This window comes from Akkermansia sp. UBA7090, from assembly GCF_002493465.1.
GTDB lineage: Bacteria > Verrucomicrobiota > Verrucomicrobiia > Verrucomicrobiales > Akkermansiaceae > Akkermansia > Akkermansia muciniphila_A.
Window position 1 is genome coordinate 84,510 of sequence record NZ_DKYW01000007.1, and the last position, 20,490, is coordinate 104,999.

Consider the following 20,490-nt stretch of genomic DNA (forward strand, 5'->3'; position numbering starts at 1 on the left):
CGGGAAGATCTTTAATTGAATACGCAAGTTCTGTCAAGAATCTCTCCGCCGCATTCAATAACAGGAGACGCGGAATTCATATTCTTCCACGCTGCCGCGTTCCAGGCAGGCGGCCAGCCAGTCGAACAGGGCGCCGAATTCCCCGCCCAGGGTTTCCCCCGTATCCGCCTCCAGCGTCTTCTGCCTTCCTGCGGCCAGCCGTACGGGCGTGAGTTCCGCCAGCAGGGCGGCGCATTCCTCATCTCCGGCTTTGAAAATTTCCTCCGCTCCGGGCAGTTCTCCCAGGCGTTCGTCCGCAATTTCCAGGCAAAGCACCCCTACGCCGAACTCGGCGGCCAGCCCGCGGAGGGCGGCGCATTCGGAATCATCCGGCAGTTCCCCCACGATGACCAGTTCTCCGCACTGCGCCCAGCGGGACGTAGCCAGCGTTCTGAAAAATTCCCTTCTGCCGTCTTCTCCGCCGGGCATGCGGGCGACGCAGATGCTGCGGATGCCCATCATGGGGGCTCCGATCATGCGACGGCGCTGAAGTGCGCTTTTATCAAAAACGAGAGCGTTTTCCTCCCATTCCCCCTCCGGCCATTCCACGACGGCCAGATCCGGCTTTATCCAGGAAGTTCCGGTTTCACTGGTACTGAACACGAAGACGCCGCGGCCCGTGGTATCGTACTGGCGCACGGCCAGGGCCAGCGCCTTGGCGCGGCAGTTCAGGGCGTCCGGTTCGTTTTCCCCAAGGAACAGGGGCAAAAGCCCTCTGGGAGCGCGTTGCCCGTCCTTTTCCCGCGTGCGCCTGTAATAGCCCTGGCCGCGTTCCACCTTGGCGATTTCCGAGTCAGGCTCGGAAGCCATGAAAGAAAAATGGTAGCGCAGGGATGCGTCCGAATATTCCTCCCCCAGCCTCAGGCGCACCAGGCGGATGAGTTCAGTTCCCTTAATGGCCTGGGCCGGATCGGAAGGCAAAAGTTCCGGGAGCAGTTCTTCCAGCTGGGATCGTAAACTCATACGCGCTCCATGAGAACACGGGAGAAGCGCTTCTTCAAGGCGGAAGGAGTTCAGCACATGAAATAAAAAGCTCTTTTATTTGCTCCGGAATACGGCAAGATAAGCTGCATGGCATGGATTACCTCCGGTTATATACCTTCGCCCGGGCGCATGGCCGTAATCGCCGGTACCACCTTTACGCAGCTGGTGCGCATGAAGGTGTTCCTTTTTCTGGGGCTCTTCGCCGTGGCGCTGCTGGCTCTGAGTTCCTTCCGCCTGAGCGCGGTGCTGGGGCCGGAAACCGGGGGAATCAATGAACTCGTGCTGCTGAAAAATTCCGCCTACGGCGCCATGCGGGTGTTCGGCCTCTTTTTCTGCGTGGCGGCTACGGCCCTGATTATCCCCAAGGATGCGGAAGACCGTATTCTGTACACCATTCTTTGCAAACCGGTGCCGCGCATTGACTATCTGATGGGGAAGGTGCTGGGGGTGCTGGCTCTGACCCTGGTTGCCGTGCTGCTGATGGATGCCGTGATGACGCTGGTGCTGTGGATGCGGACGGATACGGTGGTGGCGGAGCAGATAGCCTCCCTGAAAGGCCGCTATACGGTGGAGGAAATGCAGCCGTACCTGGACAGGATCCGCCTCCAGGGAGCTACCTGGAACGTGCAGACGGGGCTGGGAGTCATGATGTGCGAGTTTGTCGTTCTCTCCTCCCTCACGCTGTTAATGTCCTGCGTGACGAACGGCACCATCATCAGCGCGCTTCTGACGTTCATGGTTTATCTGGCGGGGCTGTTCCAGACGCAGGCGCTTTCCCTGTGGGTGGGGTCCGGCACGGATGGCCTTTCCTGGTGGGAAGTGGCGGGCAGCAGGCTCTTTTCCCTGATTTTTCCGAATTTCCAGATTTATTCCGTGACGGATTCCGCCCTGAACGGCCGGCTTATTCCCCTCTCCCTGTTCGGAAGCCTGGCCCTGATGACGCTGGGGTACTTCGTCTTTCACATGACGCTGGCGGCGTGGCTGTTCAGGAAAAAGGAATTTTAACGGGGACGGGTATGGAAGACATCATCAATGCGCGTTGCGGCTGGGCCGGAACGGACGAACTGTATATAAAGTACCATGACGAAGAATGGGGCAGGCCTGTTTCCGATGATAAAACCCTGTTTGAGTTTCTGGTGCTGGAGAGCGCCCAGGCGGGATTATCCTGGCTTACCGTCCTCCGGAAGCGCGAAGGATACCGGAGAGCCTTCCATGGCTTTGATGTGGAGAAAGTGGCGCGGATGACGGCGGAGGATGTGGAACGATTGATGAGCTTTGATGAAATTGTCAAAAACCGTTTGAAAATCAACAGCGCCATCAATAATGCGAAGCTGTTTATGGACGTTCAGAAAGAATTCGGCAGTTTTTACCGGTACGTCTTGTCGTTTTTTCCCGATCATCAGCCCGTTGTTAACCATTTCAGCGCTCTGGCGCAAATTCCCGCTGTTTCTCCGGAGTCGGAAGCCATGAGCAGGGACATGAAAAGGCGGGGATTCAGGTTTTTCGGTCCGACGATCTGTTATGCGTTTTTCCAGGCAACCGGGTTTGTCAACGACCATATTGAGGGCTGTTTCTGCAAAACGGCTCAGTGCTCAAAATCCCAACCGCATGACCAGCCAGCTTATGCTGTTAAAAACAGGGAGCCGGAGGGAACAAATGCGGAAATGAAGCGTTCGCGTTCATAGCTATGGGGCTTCATTGGCATTTCTATTTTCTATAAATTGCTTATATGTTGACTGAGAAAAATCATCAACCATGAAAACAGGTATTATCGGACTCGGAAAAATGGGAGGCGCCCTGCTGCGGGGCGTGCTGAAAGCGGGAGCAGCGGCTCCGGAGGAAGTTTGGGTATACGATCATCACCATGAGAACGTGCAGGCTCTGAGGGAGGAATACCCCGGAGTTCATGAAGCGGCCTCGGAGGCGGATGCGGCGGACGCAGTGGAAGTCCTGATTCTGGCCGTGAAGCCGCGCGGCATTCTTCCGCTCATTTCCTCTCTTTCCGAACGGGGGGCGGAGCTTCCCCTTCTGATTTCCATCGCTGCCGCCGTTTCCCTGAATGACATGGAAGCCTGCGCCAGCGACGGAACGCGCATTATACGCGCCATGCCCAATACCCCGTGCATGGTGCTGGCCGGCGTCATCGCCTACAGTACGGGAACCGGCGTAAAAGATGAAGATGAAGAGGCGGCCCGGATGCTGCTTTCCGGCTGCGGCTCCGTCTGCAAGGTGGAGGAATTCGGGATGAATGCCGTTTCCGCCATTTCCGGTTGCGGCCCCGCCTACATGTTTACGGCTCTGGATGCGCTTGCAGACGCGGGGGTAGCCATGGGATTGCCCAGGAAAACCGCTTTGGAGCTGGCTGCGGAAACCATGCGTGGGGCCTCCCTGATGCTGGAACGGACCGGGAAGCATCCCATGGAACTCCGGGATGAGGTCACTTCCCCCGGAGGGACCACGATTGCCGCTCTGAATGCGCTGGATGAATGCGGCTTCCGCAATGCCTGGATTCAGGCGGTGAAAAGCGCCGTGCGGCGAGCTGAGGAAATGGAGAGCCAGTGACGGATGCTTCTCCAGATTTTCCCGGGGCCGGTTTTCTCCGGAAAAGACGGCCGGGCGGAAAATCCTTTATTTGCGCCGGAACGGCGTTTCCCTTTGCTTCCGCAATTCCGGGTTTTGCAGGTTGAACAGAACCTTTCTGACGGATTGAAGCGGAATCCGGACCTTGCCGACGGCGGAGGAACGCCCTTCCATGAACCCGCTCCGGATAGTTTCCAGGGCCAGGGAGAGGACGCTCTGATCCGTCAGGAAAACGCGGGTGTCTGAGTTGTCTTCCGGAAGGTTCTTCTCCTCATGGCCTTTTTGGTCCAGCACGCGTACCCTGGCGGTGGGAATGGTGACGTCATAGTGGTCAGACTTGATGCGGATGGCTCCTTCCTCCTGGAGGGTAATGGCTCCCCTGAGCACGTCTCCGTTCACCAGCAGGGCTTTATCCCTGGGGGCATCCGGATCGTAGCGGGAAATGATGTCCTGATCTTCCTCCAGATGGGGAACGGCTCCATTCCAGTCAAATACATTCAAATGGAATACAGCCATGTTCAGGCTGTCATAACCTGCCAGAGCAAGAGTGTTTCCCGGTTTGAATTCTCTTTTCCCGGCGCTTTTTCCATCTTCCCCTTCATCGTCTCCGCTTTCGTTTTCAAAGATAGTGTCCATTTCTTTGACTTCCTCCCACCGGGCTGCCTGTTCTCCGTTGACGTACAGGTAATAATTGCCCTTTTCCGTATCGGCATAAAAATGAATATCGGAACGCTTGACGCTTTTGTCGGCATACCAGTTCCGCTCCGTGTTTCTTTTCACCCTGCCGAGCGTTTGGTACTGGCCGGAACTGGTCTTGGAAAGTTCCGCTTTTTCCAGGGTGAGATCCAGGTTGATGCTGTTTCCGGTGCCGGAATCCTGCCAGAGGGCAAGGTTAAGCCGGAATGTATTGGTATGGTAAAGGGAGAACTGCACATGGAGGCGGGGTGGCATGGAGAAGGATGTTTGCAGTTCCGTATTGTTGGAGCCGCGCATGAACCAGTAGCCGTCGCGGCATTCGGGCAGCATGCTGTTGGCGGAGGATTTCCAGCCCTGCAGGGACTCCGTAGCGTTGCGCAGGTAGGCTTTCTGGGAGTCGAACCCGATGTGGCGCACATATTTGCGGTTCACCTGGAGCAGGCCTCCCCAGGAGGTCTGGAGTTGAAGGCTTTCCGTATCCAGCGCCTTCAGGGTGCCGTAAACCTCGTCCCCATTGGCCAGCCTGATGATGGAAAACTGTTCCGGTATCTCCAGCGGACGGGAAGAAATCAGCTCGTCAAGTTCCTTCATATGGACATCCACGGGGCTGGAAAGAATGCTGGAACGGACCTTCAGATAAGGGCGGTTCATCGTATCCATGCTGCCCGGCAGTTTTTCCCCGGATTTAAGCGTAATAACCCCTTCCGCATGTGCGTTGGGTTGGAGGAAGGCGGCCGGCAGGACGCAGGCCCACAGGAAAAGCGTCATTGCTTGTTTCATGGCGGGATCAATCAGGGAGTGGAACGGGAGGGACGGGCGGGATTCAGGAATTCCACGCGGGTGATGTTTTTCAGCGGCAGGGAAATTTGCCCCAGCTGCGGATGCCGCAGGATGATGTTCAGGGAATCCATGCTCAGGATATCTCCGTGCAGACGGGAACCGTCCTTCATCAGGAGACCGTGGCGGGCCGTGGGTCGGGAACCGTCCTTTCTGTTCTGTTCCGCAAAAAAGACGGTATCCAGATACTTGGCCGGGATGGAAAGATCGCGGGGAATTCCCGGATAATCCTTGTCCGTGGAAAGCGTCAACATTCCGGTTTTACTATCGTAACCGCTGATGGAGCCCGGAATGGTGTCTTCTTCCTTTGTCAGGACCAGGTCTGTCTCTGCATTTCCGTTTTTGGCCGCGGATTTGGCGCTCAGGGTGATGGAGGAAAGGGCCAGTTTGCTGATGGTCAGGGAGACGTGCCCTTCCATCTGGAGGCCGAAGGCGTCTCCCTGCAATGGCTGTTCCGGCGGGCTGGGGTCTGTCGTCAGTATGGGCGGCAGGTCTCCTATCAACAGTTCGTAAACCTGTTTATTTCCTTCCTGGCGGGAAGCCGTCAATTTAATATCCACGCCCTCTGTCAGGGCGGGGGCCGGAATAGCCGCTTCCCCCAGCACGAGGATGCCGGACTTCTGTTCCCGGAGCAGAATGCATCTTCCGGGGCAAATGCTGAGCATGAGCCTGTTCAGGCTGCTGCCGGAATTGGACCGGAAAGGAATGTTCTCATTCCCGCCGAAACAGAAGACAATGCCGGAGCGGTCATTGTTGCCGTTCATGGTGATGGTGGTGCGGAAAATGAAGGAGGAAGGATCCAGGCCGATATTCTTGTACAGGGGTATCCAGGTGGGGTAATCTTTGTTGCCCAGCCGGTACTGGTACTTATCCCCCTGGATTTTCGGCTTCAGGGCATTCATCAGTCTTCTTCCCGCCTGGGTGCGGTAGTCTTCCTCCCGGTTGCCGGAATAAACCCAGCTGTTGTCAAAAACCAGCGGTTCCTGCCAGAAACCCTTTTCCTGCAAAGTATTCAGACGGAACCCGGCCACCTGGCTGCGCGGCACGGAGCGTTCATGGCCGAGCATATCCCGGTACTGCACTTTATCCTGCGTGACGGAAATGATGTTGCACGGGATAATATCCCGGTGCCCCGTAGCCATGAAAATTTTGTCTCTGGCGCGAAGATCCGGAGATGCGGTTCCCGTAAAGTAAAGAGCGCGGATTTCCGACGGAATAATGACGGCATTTTGGCGCATGGCCGGGTGCTTGATGGCGATTCCCTGTTTTCCGTAAGAAACGATTTCCCCGCGGAGGCGGTAATTGTTGTCCGTAACCACGTCGATGACGGAATTGGCCCAGGCGCCCAGCAGACAGGCCGGGGCCAGCATCAGGGAAAGGCGGATTCTATTGTTCATAGATGGGTAAAAATCTATAATTAAGCGCAAGGGAGAGCAGGGCGGCGGAAGTGGAATATGCTGCGGAATGGTCGGAAAGCCAGGACCCGTTGGGCGCCTGGGAGGCTCCCAGGTAGCGCATATTTTTGTAATTCCATTCCTTCCACGCTTCCGGATCCGCATGGAACAGGGCCTGTGACATGTAATATTCAAAATAAAACGGGTGAGTGGAATCCCGGTAATTCAGGTGCTTTTTCAGGTAGGCCAGGGAATCCCTGAAGGACGGGTCCGTTTTAAGGCGCGCCAGGGACAGCGTCAGGGAACCGATGGCCGTGAGGGTAACGCGGGGGCCCTCCGGGCCGGTATAGCCGTAGGCGCCTTTCTTGTTGCGGCAGGAGGCCATGTACTTGAGGCCGCGTTCAAAGGCCGCGTCCGGCACGGGAATACCCGCGTTGCGCGCCGCGAACAGGGAGACGAGCTGGCAGCCGGTCACCGTGCTGTCCGCGTCCGTGGCATCCGGAGAATAGCGCCAGCCTCCCGATTTGTTTTTTTTCTGGGCGGTCAGTGTCAGGGCCACGGCCTTGCGGAGGGCGGGGCCTATGCGGTCGTCCCGCACCATGCCGTACGCTTCCGCCAGGGCGAGAGTGGCGAAGCCGTGGTTGTACATGGAATCCCCAATATAGCCGGACCCCTTGTTCTGTTTGGACAGGATGTAATCTACGCAGCGGCGCACCATGGTGGCGTACGGCCCCGCGTTCGGATCGTCTCCGTGGGCCAGCACGGACATGAGGCAAAAGCCGATAATGCCGGGTTCCCTCCCGTAAGTCCCATCATAGGTGCCATCCGGTTTCTGGGCATTCTGAAGATAGCGCAGCCCCTTCACGTACATCAGCTCCACCTGGGGAGGAACGGAAGAAGACGTTTTCAGGGGGGATTGGGCCGCTGCGTTTTGCGGCGCGGCCGTCATGCAGCAGGCTAAAAAAACGGTCAGGAGGCGGCGGAAATTTTTCATGGAAACGGGAAGCTGTTGTTCATGCGTGACGGGGGTGTCCGGGAAGGCGCGTCTTATTTTTGCAGGGTCTTGTTATAGGCGTCCAGCGCCTTGCGGAATTCGGAAGGCATGTCGTCTGCGGATATGCCGGTGGATTTGGGAACGGAACGCGTTTCCGCTGTCATGTCCGGATTGGAAACGCCTTTATCCTGGGCGGAGGCCATATTGGATTTCCCATCCGCTTTGCTTCCGGGATTGTTGCCGCTGCCGCTCTGGGAACCTCCCTGTCCCTTTTCATTACCTTCCTGCTGTTCTGCGGACTGGGCATCACTATCCATGCCGAGCAGCTGGCGCAGCATGTCCATAAGAGCCCTCCCTCCCGGTTTGGGCTGGCCGTCGGCTCCGGTCATCTTGGCTTTGGCTGCCTGGTAAATCAATTCAATCACATCCGACTGCGCGGCCAGCGTCTGGCCGCCGGTATTGTAAACCTCCAGCAGGTCCACGGCGTCATTCATGGCATGGCGGCATTTTTTCAGCAGGTCCACTACCTCCTCATTGGTTTCTCCCAAGATGAGGTCGGAAGTGTCCGCCTGGAGCTCGTCCTGCTGTACCGCCAGTTTGGATGCCGTTTCCTTGTGCCTGGCGGAATATTCCGGAGCGGGTTTTGGATCGGCGGCGCAGGGCAGGGAAAGCGCCAGAACCATGGCTGAAAAATGGGCGGTATTCATGGGGCAGGGGGAGTAAGTTGTTTTCGGTATTCCTGTTCGGCGGCGCGGGTGCGCATGCGGATATCCTGTTCCTGCTGGATCATGCGGATGACTTTCAGCATGAATTCAAACTCGGCGTCGGAAATGGAGGATTGGCCTTCTCCCCCGCCTCCGCCTCCTCCCCCGCTGCCGCGGCGGCTCTTCTTATAGTCGTCTATCAATTTGGCCCAATGGCGCAGGGTGGAGGCGTACAGGCGAGACTCGTCAATGGAGCGGGCCGTGATTGCATTCAGAATGTTGCCGTGCACCAGGTCCAGCTTCTCGCGGAGGGAGAAAGCGTTCATCTGGTTGTACAGGTCGCTGTAAATCCGTTCCCCGGTGCGTGACTTGTAATAGCTGAGATCTTCCAGAATCCAGCCTATGTCTTGTGTGGAGGCGTTTTGAAGGGTGGCGATGGTTTCCATTTCCCGCCTGCTGGACGGGTCAAGCTCCTCCATGGTCATGCCCGCAATAGCGTTGATCTGACCGGCCAGCGCATGGGCGATGGAATCCTCCTTGGATGCGGCTTGCCTGAGCCGTGCCACGAAGGTGCTGGCCTCCATGTCCTGCGCGGACTTGGAGAGCTGGTTCATGGCGTCTTTCAGCGCCTGCGTGGCTTCGGAATGGGAATTCTCCCCGTCGTTCAGGTCTTTCCTGCTTTCCTGCTCGGAGCGGCCCTCGGAGGCGGAATCCCGGAACTGTTTCTGGGCCTTCTTCATGGGCCCTCCAGGAATGGGTTTGAGCATGGAAATTCCTTTCATGAATTCCTTCATGCCGGCCGGGTCTATCTGGGAATTGCGGGAGGCTTCCTTAAACAGGTTTTCCGAGCGGTTAAGCAAGTCGCCCAACTCACGCCTGCCTGCCTGTTCTTCATCGGCCAGGGCGTGCAGGCGTTCCAGGGACTCCGCATCTTTCAATTTGCCGCTTTCCATTCCTTTCAGCCGTTTTGCCTCGTCCGCCATGGCGTCCATGCGCCGGATCATGCCTTCCAGCTCGCTGGTGATGCGTTCCAGTTCATTGCGGATCATCTGGGCGTGCTCGGACTTGGAAAGGACGAAGATAATCATGGGTTCCGAATAAACGCGCTTGCCTCCCGGTTTGTAATCCTGCGTAAACCCGCGGACGACGACGCGCTGGGGAGATAACTTCAGCGCTCTGGCCTGGAACAGGAATGTTCCTTTCAGGCCGGTCTGCGTGGGCTGGCCGGCCGCCAGAATTTTCTCCCCGCGAAGTCCGGGCGCCGGTTTGTCCGCGCCGTCCGGTTGTGGCGCAGAAGCTCCGTTCCCATCCTTATTCCCGTCGTCGTAAAAAGATTTCTCACCCTGCCATTCCACCCCCATTTCCCGGAGGCCGAAATCGTCCGCCGCCTCTACCTCCAGCTCTATGCTGCTATCCTCCAGCACATAGCGGTCGTTTTCTCCGCCTCTCAGGTAAATGGAAGGCTGCTTGTCCTCAACGGGTTCCAGGCGTATCTTCACGGGCCGGGCAGCCGTCAGCCCATCGCTGTCCATCCAGCCAAACTCTATTTCCCTGGGCTCTTTCTCCAAGAGAATATTTGGAATGATAACGCTGTTTCCTTCCACACGGAGCGGTTGCCCCTGCGCGTTCTCCGCAGACTGCAGGCGTTGGGAGGCGGACACCTTCAGCGTCAGCGTAGAGCCTTCCGGGGCGGAAATGACTCCTGCTCGCATGGCTTCCCGGCCCTTGGCGCGCGCCATATAGGCAGGATAGGCCACGACGGCTTCGGCGCCCAGCAGGGAGGGGCGGCTCTTCGGGATGATTTTCAGCCGTCGCACGGCATCCCCTGCAAAAAACTCCAGGCAGTCCGCCTGCTGCATGGGGGGAATATGGATTTTGTATGCGCCGTCCGTAAGAGGCGCTTGCTGGCTTACCCTGTTGCGGAAAAAATACTCTGCCGTCTGCGGACTGGCTTTGGTGCCCTCCGCAAGCCGGATCTCATACAGGAAGCTCTCTCCCAGGGGAATAACCAGGGAATCCGGGGTGGAGTCCAGCTGGGTGAACGTGTAGCGTTCCGGAGGGTTGAACGGGTGGACCCAGCGTTTCAGGGCATTCCCTGCCGCTTCCGGGCTTACCGCGCATACGGCCGCCGTGCCTGCGGCGAGAACCGCCAGCAGGACGAACAGCTTCCTGTGGCTGGGCCGGGGGATGTTCACCGCCAGGTCCCGGGCGGACACTTCGCGGGCTACCTGCTCCATGGCAGCTTCTTTCAGCTTTTCGGAACTGTATTGGAGGCCGCCCTTTTCGGCATCCAGTTCAATGACGCCCAGGAGGCGGTCTCCCAGGGCCGCGTCCGTCCGGGAAATCAACCGCGCCAGCTGGGCTTCCGTGCGCCTCTGCCACACCCACCGGAAACTCCACCAGGGGATAAACACCGCCAGACCGGCCACGGCAATGAAGAACAGGAACCAGCCGACGGCGGGGGGCGTCTCCCACAACCTGTCGGAAAGGTACAGGAGCGCGTAGGAAAGAATGACGGCAATGCCTGCAAGGCATATGGCTTCCAGCATCTTCACCGTTCTGAGGCGGCGGCGGAAAGTTCGAAGCTGCCTGACCAGCTGGGCAGGAAGTTTAACGGTAGTGGAAGGGGGCATGCTTATGCCCGTATTTACTCCATTGACATTGTTTTTGCAAGTTTGCCTCGCGTGATGAAACAAATTCGCATTCTCGGGCGGGCGGGAGTATTTTTCTCGCTGGACTTTACAGTTTGATTTTCTAAAATAATGTTGCGCTTTAAACTTGGCCTGGTTTGCGCGTAGTTAAAAACCAACATATTAGGCCTTACCCATTGACTTCGCCATGCAACAGGGAAATAAAACAACGGCTCCGGAAATTGATTTCGGAGAATTCGCACCAGCCACATACGCCGAATGGCGCGAGGCAGCAGTCGCTGCCCTGAAAGGGGCTGATTTTGACAAGAAGCTTTTTACCAAGCTTGTGGAGGGAATTACCCTGCATCCTATCTATAATAAGTGGGATGAACATTCCCCGGTGATGCCTGCCGGGCAATTTCCGTACCGCCGCGGAACGCGCGCCCTGGGCTATATGGAAAAGCCCTGCGAAATCGCCCAGAGCATTCCCGCTTCCTCTCCGGAGGACTTCAACGCCAAGCTTCTGCATGACCTGGACCGCGGCCTGACCGCCGTAAACATCCAGCTCAACTGCAAATGCGGCCTGAAACTGCGCAAGCAGGCTGACTGGGATACGGCTCTCAAGGGCGTCCGGCTGGACGGGCTTCCCGTATATGTCACTCCCGGTTCCTGCGGCCTGGGAACCCTCTCCATGTTCCTGAACACCTGCAAGGCCGCCGGCGTCAAGACGGCGGATCTCAGGGGCGGCGTTCTGTATGACCCGGTGGGGAAAGCCGTGATGAAGGGATCTCTCTGCGGGGGAAAAGGCATCTGCGCCTACTATGACCAGATGGCCGTAATGACCAAATGGGCCGTCGCCAACGCTCCCGGCTTCCAGACTATCGGCGTCAGCGGGCTGCCTTACGCGGATTCCGGCGCTTCCGCCTTTGAAGAAGTGGGCGCCATGCTGTCCACTGCCGTGGCCTATCTGCGCGCCATGGAGGAACGCGGCCTCTCCGTGGATGAAACTGCGGCGCACATGCGCTTTACGGTCTCCATCGGCGCCAACCTGTTCCTGGAAATCGCCAAAATCCGCGCCTTGCGCGAACTCTGGGCCATTATCGTCAAAGAATGTGGAGGAAGCGAGGAAGCTGCCAAGATCAGGCTCCATGCCCGCACCTCCTTCTGGACCCTCTCCAAGGTGGATCCCTGGGTCAACCTGCTGCGCGGTTCCGCCCAGGCGTTCTCCGCCATCATGGGCGGCGTGGACAGTATTGACGTTCTGCCCTTTGACGCTGCCGTGCGCATGCCGGACGAATTCTCCCGCCGCATTGCCCGCAACTGCCCGCTGATTCTGCTGGGCGAATGCAATCTGGACAAGGTTGTTGACCCCGCCGGCGGTTCCTGGTACCTGGAAAACCTGACGGATGAAACCTCCCGGAAGATATGGGAGTTCTTCCAGAGCATCGAAAAGGAAGGCGGCATCGTCAAGGCTCTCAAAGCCGGCACCATTCAGAAGAAGGTGAACGCCACCGCCGCCAAACGTTACGAACTGGCGGACCAGCGCCGGCAGTCCATCGTGGGCGTCAACCAGTATGTCAACCTGGCAGAGAAGAAGCTGGAGGCGCCGGAAGGCTCCTGCTGCTCCGCCCACAAGGGGCACGGCTGCTGCAAGAATGCGGATATCCAGCTCCCGGAAGTGGAAATGAGCGTGGACTCCGCCTGCAAGGCCGCCGGAGAAGGCTTTTCCACCTGTCTCATCAACAAGGCCCTGGTGGCCGGGGTTGACTGCAAGTGCGGCGAACCTCTGGAAATGGAAGCCCTGCCGAAGCGCCGCCTGGCGGAACGTTTTGAATCCCTGCTCGCCAAGGCTGACGCCTGGGTGGAGGAAAAGGGTTCCCGGCCGATGGTCTTCTTTGCCAACATGGGGCCGCTTCGTCAGCACAAGGCCCGTGCGGACTTCTCCCGCGACTTCCTGCGCGCCGGCGGTCTGGATGTGGTTTATCCGTCCGGCTTCCAAACTCCGGAAGACGCGGCCAGGGCAGCTGCGGAAAGCGGCTGCGCCGTATGCGTCATCTGCTCCACGGATGACACTTATCCGGAAATCGTCCCCGCCTTCTGCAAGGCGCTCAAGGAAATCAGGCCGGACATGATGGTGGCCCTCGCCGGTTATCCGGCCGACCATGTGGAAGCGTTCAAGGAAGCCGGCGTGGACATCTTCATCCACGTCAAGGCCAACTGCTACAACACCGTTGAAGCTATTCAGAACAAGATCGGCCTCTAACAACCACCAACCTATTTCATCCAATGAGCAATATTCCTGATTTTGCATCCGCCTCCTATCCTGAAATCAAGGCTGGTGCCGCAACCCCGGCTTCCGAAACGGAAACCTGGATGACCAATGAACAAATTCCCGTACCGCCCACCTATTCGGAAAGCGTGTACGACGACTGCCTGCACCTGGACTTTACGGCCGGTGTGGCTCCCAACCTCCGCGGGCCGTATGCCACCATGTACGTGGCTCGCCCCTGGACGGTGCGCCAGTATGCCGGCTTCTCCACGGCTGAGGAATCCAACGCCTTTTACCGCCGCAACCTGGCGGCGGGCCAGAAGGGCCTTTCCATTGCCTTTGACCTGGCGACGCACCGCGGCTATGACTCCGACCACCCCCGCGTGGTAGGTGACGTGGGCAAGGCCGGCGTGGCCGTGGACTCCATTCTGGACATGGAAATCCTCTTCAAGGGCATTCCTCTGGACAAGATGTCCGTTTCCATGACCATGAACGGCGCCGTGCTCCCCGTGCTGGCTTTCTACATCGTCGCCGCCCAGGAACAGGGCTGCACGCTGGACCAGCTTTCCGGCACGATCCAGAACGACATTCTCAAGGAATACATGGTGCGCAACACCTACATTTACCCGCCTGATCCCTCTATGAGGATTATTGCGGACATCTTTGAGTTCACCTCCAAGTACATGCCCAAGTTCAACTCCATTTCCATCTCCGGCTACCACATGCAGGAAGCCGGCGCCACGGCGGACCTGGAAATGGCCTACACGCTTGCGGACGGCCTGGAATATGTCCGCACAGGTATCAAGGCCGGCATTGACATTGACGCCTTTGCTCCGCGCCTCTCCTTCTTCTGGGCCCAGGGCAAGAACTACTTCATGGAAGTGGCCAAAATGCGCGCTGCCCGCGTGCTGTGGGCCAAGCTCATCAAGCAGTTCAATCCCAAGAATCCGAAGTCCCTGGCTCTGCGCACGCACTCCCAGACTTCCGGCTGGTCCCTCACGGAACAGGACCCGTTCAACAACGTTACCCGCACCTGCATTGAGGCTCTGGCCGCCGCCTGCGGCCACACGCAGTCCCTCCACACGAACTCCCTGGATGAAGCGATCGCCCTGCCGACGGACTTCTCCGCCCGCATCGCCCGCAACACCCAGCTCCAGCTTCAGGATGAAACCTCCATCTGCAAGGTGATCGACCCGTGGGGCGGCTCCTACTACGTGGAATACCTGACCAATGAGCTCATCCGAAAGGGCTGGGCCCACCTTCAGGAAGTGGAAAAACTCGGCGGCATGGCCAAAGCCATTGAAACCGGGCTGCCCAAGATGCGAATTGAAGAAGCCGCGGCGCGCCGCCAGGCCGCCATTGACTCCGGAAAGGAACCCATCATCGGCGTCAACAAATACCGCCTGGAGCAGGAAGCCCAGATCGACATTCTGGAAGTGGACAACACCACCGTCCGGGAAGCCCAGATCGCCCGTCTGCAAAAACTGCGCGCGGAACGGGACTCCGCCGCGTGCGAAGCCGCGCTGGAAGCCCTGTCCGAATGTGCCCGCACGGGGGAAGGCAATCTCCTTGACCTTGCCATTAAGGCGGCCAAGGCCCGCGCCTCCCTGGGTGAAATCTCCTCCGCCCTGGAAAAACACTTCGGGCGTCATAAAGCACCAATCAAACTCATTACCGGCGTGTACGCTCAATCCTATGGTCAAGATCCGCTGGTGGAGGAAGTCCGCAAGATGACGGATGACTTCGCCGAACGCACGGGGCGTCGTCCCCGCATCCTCGTCGCTAAAATGGGCCAGGACGGCCATGATCGCGGCGCCAAGGTGGTCTCCTCCGCCTATGCCGACCTCGGCTTTGACGTGGACGTGGGTCCGCTCTTCCAGACGCCGGAGGAAACTGCCAAAATGGCGATTGAAAACGACGTGCACATGATCGGCATGAGCTCTCTGGCCGCCGGCCACAAGGTGCTGCTTCCCGCCCTGGTGGAGGAACTTGCCAAGCAGGGCCGTCCGGATATCCTGGTCTTCTGCGGCGGCGTTATTCCCGCCCAGGACTATGATTTCCTGAAGGAACACGGCGCTGTGGCCATCTTCGGCCCGGGCACCAACATTCCGGAAGCTTCCAGGGAGATCATGGAAGCTCTTAACGAACAGTACGCTGACTAAACGTAAGTTTCTGTTGATCAGTTAATAACATGTGAGAGGCCGGATGAAAAATCCGGCCTCTTTTTTTTGCGAGCGGATTGACTATCCGATGTCAAATTATTTTTTTAAAAACAAGGAATTTACGCAGATGGCACAGATGAAAAGATGGATTGAAAAAACAAAATGAATTAAAAATATTTCAAATATATTTCATCGAATTTGACTTCCGCAATCTGTTTCGAAAATAATAAATCATTTATTATAAACAATTTAAAATATTTATACGTTGATGCTCCAATATATTTTCAATGCCAGAATTTCTTCATCGGATAGTCAATCCGTTACTGACTGAAATCAGTTGCTGTTTATCTGTACTTATGAGAAAAATCGCCTCTATTTCCATGTTGGCTGTGGTATCCGCTCTTTCCGCGAGCGCCGCTACTGTATTGTTTGATTTTAACAGTTCCCTGCTTTCGGAACCTCCTGCCAAGACTGTTTCTGTAACGGATTCCGGTTCCGGTTTTGTTGCAACCTTGGCTACGGCGTCCTCTTCCGCGAATCTGAGTTCTACCTCTTCCGCGGCCTCCGGAGACTGGGTTTCCTCAGGAACTTCTTTTGATACGCAGGGATTGGATTCTTTCATGGAAAACAAGGTCTCTTTCGGGGACTCTTGGCAGACCTTCATCTCCGGCCCTAAAGGATCTGCGCTCTCTCTGACTATTTCCGGTCTGGTGGCTGGCGCCTCCTACCAGATTGCCCTTGTTACCGGGTGTCCGTTTGAAGGCGCCGGCGCTTGGAATTCCCTGGTAACTTCCAATACCTACGCCAGCGCGACTCCTTCCATAGGTGCGAACTCTCAGACAATTCAGGCCCGGACTCCTACGGGATACACCCTCAGCAACGTTATCGCCAATGAAAATGGGGAAATCACTCTGACGGTAAATACGCCGGGTTCAGCCCATACGCCTACGTTTAATGCTCTGGCTATTTCCGGAGAAACGGCCAGCGTGCCGGAATCGGCTACGGCATCCCTGAGCCTGCTGGGGCTGATGGCTCTGATGGCTCGCCGCCGAAGAGCTTGAGGACCGTTTTTCCAGCAGTTAAAAATATTGTTGCCTGCAGGATTTATCTTGCAGGCAATTTTTTATAATCGTCCTGTTTGAGAAAGCCGGGCCGGCCGGAAGACCGTTTTTCTCTGGTAGATTCTTGTTCCTGCGTAAATGAGGTTCCAGCTTCTTTGACATTGCGGGAACGTTTTTCATCCGTTACTCTTTGCTCTGCCGTGGAAAGAAATTATCATCATTGCGTGGAACGCAACAGGGAATTGATTCCGCCGGATACGGATATATTCCGGGTCATGGACGGGGCAGGGGATGGAATCCCAGGTGTCTTTGTGGATCAGATGGCGGACCGTATTCTCGTTTCCACGCGCGGCTGTTCCATTCCTGTGGACTTGGAAAGCGAACTTCGGGGTACGGGCATGCCTGTATTCCACAAGAAGCTGGAACAAAACCAGAAAGAAGCGCCTTTCCAAATTGCCGGCCCGGTCCTTCCCCTGCAATTTACGGTCATGGAGCAGGGAGTGCGTTTCAAAATAGACATGGCCGCCGGGTATTCCCAGGGAATTTTTCTGGATCAGCGCGACCACCGCCGCCGGGTAAGGGAAAGAAGCGCTTCGGGCATGAGGGTGCTGAATACCTTTGCCTATACGGGAGCCTTTTCCGTTTACGCCGCCCTGGGGGGGGCGCAGACAACCACGCTGGACCTGGCGCAGCCGTGTCTGGACTGGGCCAGGGAAAATTTCATCCTGAACGGCATTGACCCTTCCGCTCAATATTTTTGCAAGGGGGACGCGCGCCGCTGGCTGGAACGGTTCGCCAGGCAGGGCCGAACCTTTCACGGCATTATCCTGGACCCTCCCACATTTTCCCGGGATGACCGCGGGAAGGTGTTCCGGGTGGAATCCCACTACGGGGAGCTGGTGGCCCTGGCGCGCGAATGTCTGGAACCGGGCGGCTGGATGCTGTGCACCAGCAACTGCCGCAAGCTGGGCCACGAGGACTTCCGCAGGATGGTGGCCCAGGCCGTTCCCGGTTTCCGCCTGACCCGTGACCCCATGCCTCCGGATTTCTCCGGGGAGGATTATTTGAAAAGATTGTGGATAGATTGGAAATAAATATTTTATGAAAAATTTTCCTCTCTGTGGCTGACGCATTTTATCCTTTTGAAAATGCTTCCGCTTTGATAGAAAGCCGTCCAATTACTTTTTTCTATGAAAAAACTAGCCTATGTTGCTGGACTCTTCGCTCTCACGTGTGCCCCTCTCCTTGCCGCTCTCTATGAGGGGCTGGAGGTGGGAATGGACAAGGATCAGGTGCTGAAAACCCTGAGGCGGAGCAAGCAGCTTGAAGGTCCGCCCACGGATGCCCTTCTCGCACGCACCGGACTCAACGGCGTGTTTAAAACCAGGCAGGCCATAGGCGGCCAGACCTTTGCCCTGAACTTTGACTATGACCCCTCCGGCGGCTTGAGGGCCGTTGTCTTCTATTCCCGGAGCAAGCACCGCGGTTCCGAATATGAAACCAAACTGAAATCCGCCTATAAGGCCCTTCTGGTGGGCCTGACGGAGCAGTTCGGGGAACCGGTGAACATGCCGGAATGGGTGGCCAGGGAATCTCTTCAGGAAGGCCGCATCCAGTACATGCACATGTGGAAGGTATCTCCCGGCGTTTTCCTCATGTCCGGACTGGGCAACATGGGCGCCATGGAGGGCTACTTCCCTCTTTTCCGTTTTTCCGGTCCGTCCGGCATGCCTCCCAAGTCCAAAAGGGACAGGGAGGAACTGAAAAGGGAATGGGCGGCCATTCCGGAATTTCCCGGCTTGAAGGAGGCGGAACTCCACATTTCCGACGCCGTGCTCGCCATGGGTTCCAAAAAGTATAAAGATGCCTTTGAATGCTTCCAGCAGGCGGCGGAACTGGGCTGCCCCCGTGGCTACTGGGGCATGGCGTTCCTGTATGACCAGGGCAAATACGGCGTGAAGAGGGATAAGAAAAAAGCGGAGGAAATGCACCGCAAGGCCGGAGCCGCCGGCTATGCCCCTTCCGCTTCCAGATTCGGAGTTGCGTGGCCGGACGCGGCAAGGGTTCTGGGCCTTACCGCTGCGGAAGCCAGGGAACAGTCCCGCACGCGCCGCCGGGCGGCTGCGGAAGGCTATGCCTCGGAGCAATATAACCTGGGCGTGATGTATCAGACCGGTTTCGGCCTGCCCAAGGACATGGCCAAAGCCCGGGAATGGTTCCAGAAAGCGGCGGACCAGGGAGACGTGCAGGCCAAAAGCGTCCTGAAAAAACTCCGGTAATTCTTTTTCCAACCCATGACCATCATGAGCTTATACGCACAACAACTCGTTCGCTACCCTGAACTGGGCATCTCCCTTGATTTTTCCAAACTTCCGCTGGACGACGCGTTCCTGTCTTCCATGCAGGGGCGGATAGACAAGGCGTTTGCCGACATGAAGGCGCTGGAATCCGGCGCCATTGCCAATCCTGATGAAAAACGCATGGTGGGGCACTACTGGCTGCGCAACTCCTCCCTGGCTCCCACGCCGGAATTGAAGGCGGCCATTGATGGTCCCCTGGCGGACGTCAAAGCCTTTGGACGGGACGTTCTGGACGGCAAAATAACGCCTCCCCGCGCGGAACAATATTCCGCCGCCCTCGTCATCGGCATCGGCGGTTCCGCTCTTGGCCCGGAGCTGGTGGCGGATGCCATCCCGGCGGCAGGGCTGGACATGTTCTTTCTGGACAACACGGACCCGGACGGCATGTACCGGGTGCTGGAATCCCTCCCTCTGGAAGAAACGCTTGTCATCGTCATTTCCAAATCCGGCGGCACGCCGGAAACCCGCAACGGCATGCTGGTGGCCCAGGATTTCTTCAGGAAGAACGGGCTGGAATTCGCACCCCAGGCGGTCGCCGTCACGGGAGCGGGTTCCCGGCTGGACAAAACGGCTGAGGCGGAAGGCTGGCTCAAGCGTTTCCCGATGGAAGACTGGGTGGGCGGCCGTACCTCCGTCATGTCCGTGGTGGGGCTGGTTCCCGCCGTGCTTCAGGGCGTGAACGTGGATGACCTGCTGGAAGGCGCGCGCCTGATGGACGAAAAGACCCGCCGGGACTGCGTGAAATGCAACGCCTCCATGAAACTGGCGCTGGCCTGGTACAAGGCTACCGGCGGCAAGGGGGAAAAGGATATGGTGGTTCTCCCTTATAAGGATGCCCTGGTGCTCTTCTCCAAATACCTCCAGCAGCTCATTATGGAATCCCTCGGCAAGCGGCTGGATCTGGAGGGCAACGAAGTCTGCCAGGGAATTTCCGTGTACGGCAACAAGGGGTCCACGGACCAGCATGCCTATGTGCAGCAGCTCCGTGATGGCGTGAACAACTTCTTCGCCACCTTCATTGAAGTGCGCGAATGTTCCGCGGATGCGGTGGAAGTGGAGGCGGGCGCCACGTGCGGAGACTTCCTCCAGGGCTTCCTGCGCGGCACCCGCCAGGCGCTGGCGGAATCCGGCCGTTCCTCCATCACCATTTCCATCCCGGAGGTGAACGCCAAAACGCTCGGCATGCTGATTGCCCTGTTTGAGCGCGCCGTCTCCTTCTATGCTTCTCTGGTCAACATCAACGCCTACCACCAGCCCGGCGTGGAAGCCGGCAAAAAAGCGGCGGGTTCCTTCCTGGCTCTGCTGGGCAGGGTAAGGGGGGCTCTGGGAACCGCCCCGGAAACCGCCGCCCAGATGGCAGCCCGGCTGGATGCGGACCAGGAAGCCGTGTACCATTGCCTCGTGCATATAGCTTCCGGTGATTCCTCCGTCATGTGGGTTCAGGCTGACTGTGCGGATGAAGACACCTTCTGCAAGGCATAAAAAACAGGGCATATTATTTCCGGCGGCCGCTTATCCGGTTGATAAGCGGCCGTTTTTCTTTTCCGGGCAACCATGAAAAGAAACTCGCTGCGCTTTTATTCCCAGGTAATTCCGGGACCGCCGGAAAACAGGAAGCGGCGTTGCCCGGAGGAAGAGCGGTTCCGGACGGGACAGGTTGGAAAAACAGGGTTTTGGCATGCATTCTTTTCCCCAAAAACTCTGAAAAATATTTTTGTTTTCCGTACAATTTCGGATTGACAAAGCAAGGGGCCGAAGGCATCCTTACTCGACCCTAACT

General features: G+C 57.5%; 15 protein-coding genes. 9 read left to right on the forward strand and 6 right to left on the reverse strand.

From position 1 onward, the window contains the following. Positions 1–54: 54 nt before the first annotated feature. Entirely contained in the window at positions 55–1,002 is a 948-nt protein-coding gene (locus B3075_RS02075) for a hypothetical protein (RefSeq protein WP_290488636.1), read from the reverse strand. Positions 1,003–1,152: 150 nt separating this feature from the next. Between B3075_RS02075 and B3075_RS02080 the strand changes: the two genes are divergently transcribed. From B3075_RS02080 to proC, 3 genes are all read left to right on the forward strand, one after another. Then, the gene (locus B3075_RS02080; protein WP_290492010.1) at positions 1,153–2,028 is read left to right on the forward strand and encodes a hypothetical protein; all 876 of its coding nucleotides are present in this window, start codon (positions 1,153–1,155) and stop codon (positions 2,026–2,028) included. Positions 2,029–2,039: 11 nt separating this feature from the next. Beyond that, a complete protein-coding gene (locus tag B3075_RS02085; protein WP_290488637.1) occupies positions 2,040–2,708 on the forward strand; it encodes a DNA-3-methyladenine glycosylase I in 669 nt (222 codons plus the stop codon). A 70-nt stretch (positions 2,709–2,778) separates the two neighbouring features. Further along, positions 2,779–3,585 (forward strand): pyrroline-5-carboxylate reductase, encoded by an 807-nt coding sequence (gene proC / locus B3075_RS02090; protein WP_290488638.1) that lies wholly within the window; start codon positions 2,779–2,781, stop codon positions 3,583–3,585. Between the two features lie 66 nt (positions 3,586–3,651). Here the strand turns inward: proC and B3075_RS02095 are convergent, their stop codons facing one another. From B3075_RS02095 to B3075_RS02115, 5 genes are read right to left on the reverse strand one after another with little or no spacing between them, the layout of a single operon-like run. Next, positions 3,652–5,079 (reverse strand): hypothetical protein, encoded by a 1,428-nt coding sequence (locus B3075_RS02095; protein WP_290488639.1) that lies wholly within the window; start codon positions 5,077–5,079, stop codon positions 3,652–3,654. Between the two features lie 11 nt (positions 5,080–5,090). Next, the gene (locus B3075_RS02100; protein ID WP_290488640.1) at positions 5,091–6,533 is read right to left on the reverse strand and encodes a hypothetical protein; all 1,443 of its coding nucleotides are present in this window, start codon (positions 6,531–6,533) and stop codon (positions 5,091–5,093) included. Continuing rightward, positions 6,523–7,524 carry a prenyltransferase/squalene oxidase repeat-containing protein gene (locus B3075_RS02105; RefSeq protein WP_290488641.1) on the reverse strand — a complete coding sequence of 334 codons (1,002 nt, stop codon included), beginning with the start codon at positions 7,522–7,524 and terminating at the stop codon, positions 6,523–6,525. The genes B3075_RS02100 and B3075_RS02105 overlap by 11 nt, the downstream gene beginning before the upstream one ends. A 53-nt stretch (positions 7,525–7,577) precedes the next feature. Continuing rightward, positions 7,578–8,231: a hypothetical protein gene (locus tag B3075_RS02110; protein WP_094136998.1), complete on the reverse strand. Its 654-nt coding sequence runs from the start codon at positions 8,229–8,231 to the stop codon at positions 7,578–7,580. Further along, on the reverse strand, positions 8,228–10,861 hold the full coding sequence (locus tag B3075_RS02115; RefSeq protein WP_290488642.1) for a hypothetical protein: 2,634 nt from the start codon (positions 10,859–10,861) through the stop codon (positions 8,228–8,230). Before B3075_RS02115 ends, B3075_RS02110 begins: the two co-directional genes overlap by 4 nt. A 205-nt stretch (positions 10,862–11,066) precedes the next feature. On the opposite strand from B3075_RS02115, the gene B3075_RS02120 reads away from it, so the two are divergent. From B3075_RS02120 to B3075_RS02145, 6 genes are all read left to right on the forward strand, one after another. Beyond that, positions 11,067–13,121 carry a methylmalonyl-CoA mutase family protein gene (locus tag B3075_RS02120; protein WP_290488643.1) on the forward strand — a complete coding sequence of 685 codons (2,055 nt, stop codon included), beginning with the start codon at positions 11,067–11,069 and terminating at the stop codon, positions 13,119–13,121. A 23-nt stretch (positions 13,122–13,144) separates the two neighbouring features. Beyond that, positions 13,145–15,289: a methylmalonyl-CoA mutase gene (gene scpA, locus B3075_RS02125; protein ID WP_094137001.1), complete on the forward strand. Its 2,145-nt coding sequence runs from the start codon at positions 13,145–13,147 to the stop codon at positions 15,287–15,289. 356 nt (positions 15,290–15,645) lie between these two features. Further along, positions 15,646–16,350, forward strand: coding sequence for a PEP-CTERM sorting domain-containing protein (locus B3075_RS02130; RefSeq protein ID WP_290488644.1), 705 nt, complete (start codon positions 15,646–15,648; stop codon positions 16,348–16,350). A gap of 200 nt (positions 16,351–16,550) precedes the next feature. Then, positions 16,551–17,444 carry a class I SAM-dependent methyltransferase gene (locus B3075_RS02135; protein WP_290488645.1) on the forward strand — a complete coding sequence of 298 codons (894 nt, stop codon included), beginning with the start codon at positions 16,551–16,553 and terminating at the stop codon, positions 17,442–17,444. 96 nt (positions 17,445–17,540) lie between these two features. Further along, positions 17,541–18,629, forward strand: coding sequence for a tetratricopeptide repeat protein (locus tag B3075_RS02140; protein ID WP_215833153.1), 1,089 nt, complete (start codon positions 17,541–17,543; stop codon positions 18,627–18,629). Positions 18,630–18,644: 15 nt separating this feature from the next. Next, positions 18,645–20,192: a glucose-6-phosphate isomerase gene (locus tag B3075_RS02145; protein ID WP_343125169.1), complete on the forward strand. Its 1,548-nt coding sequence runs from the start codon at positions 18,645–18,647 to the stop codon at positions 20,190–20,192. Positions 20,193–20,490 lie beyond the last annotated feature (298 nt).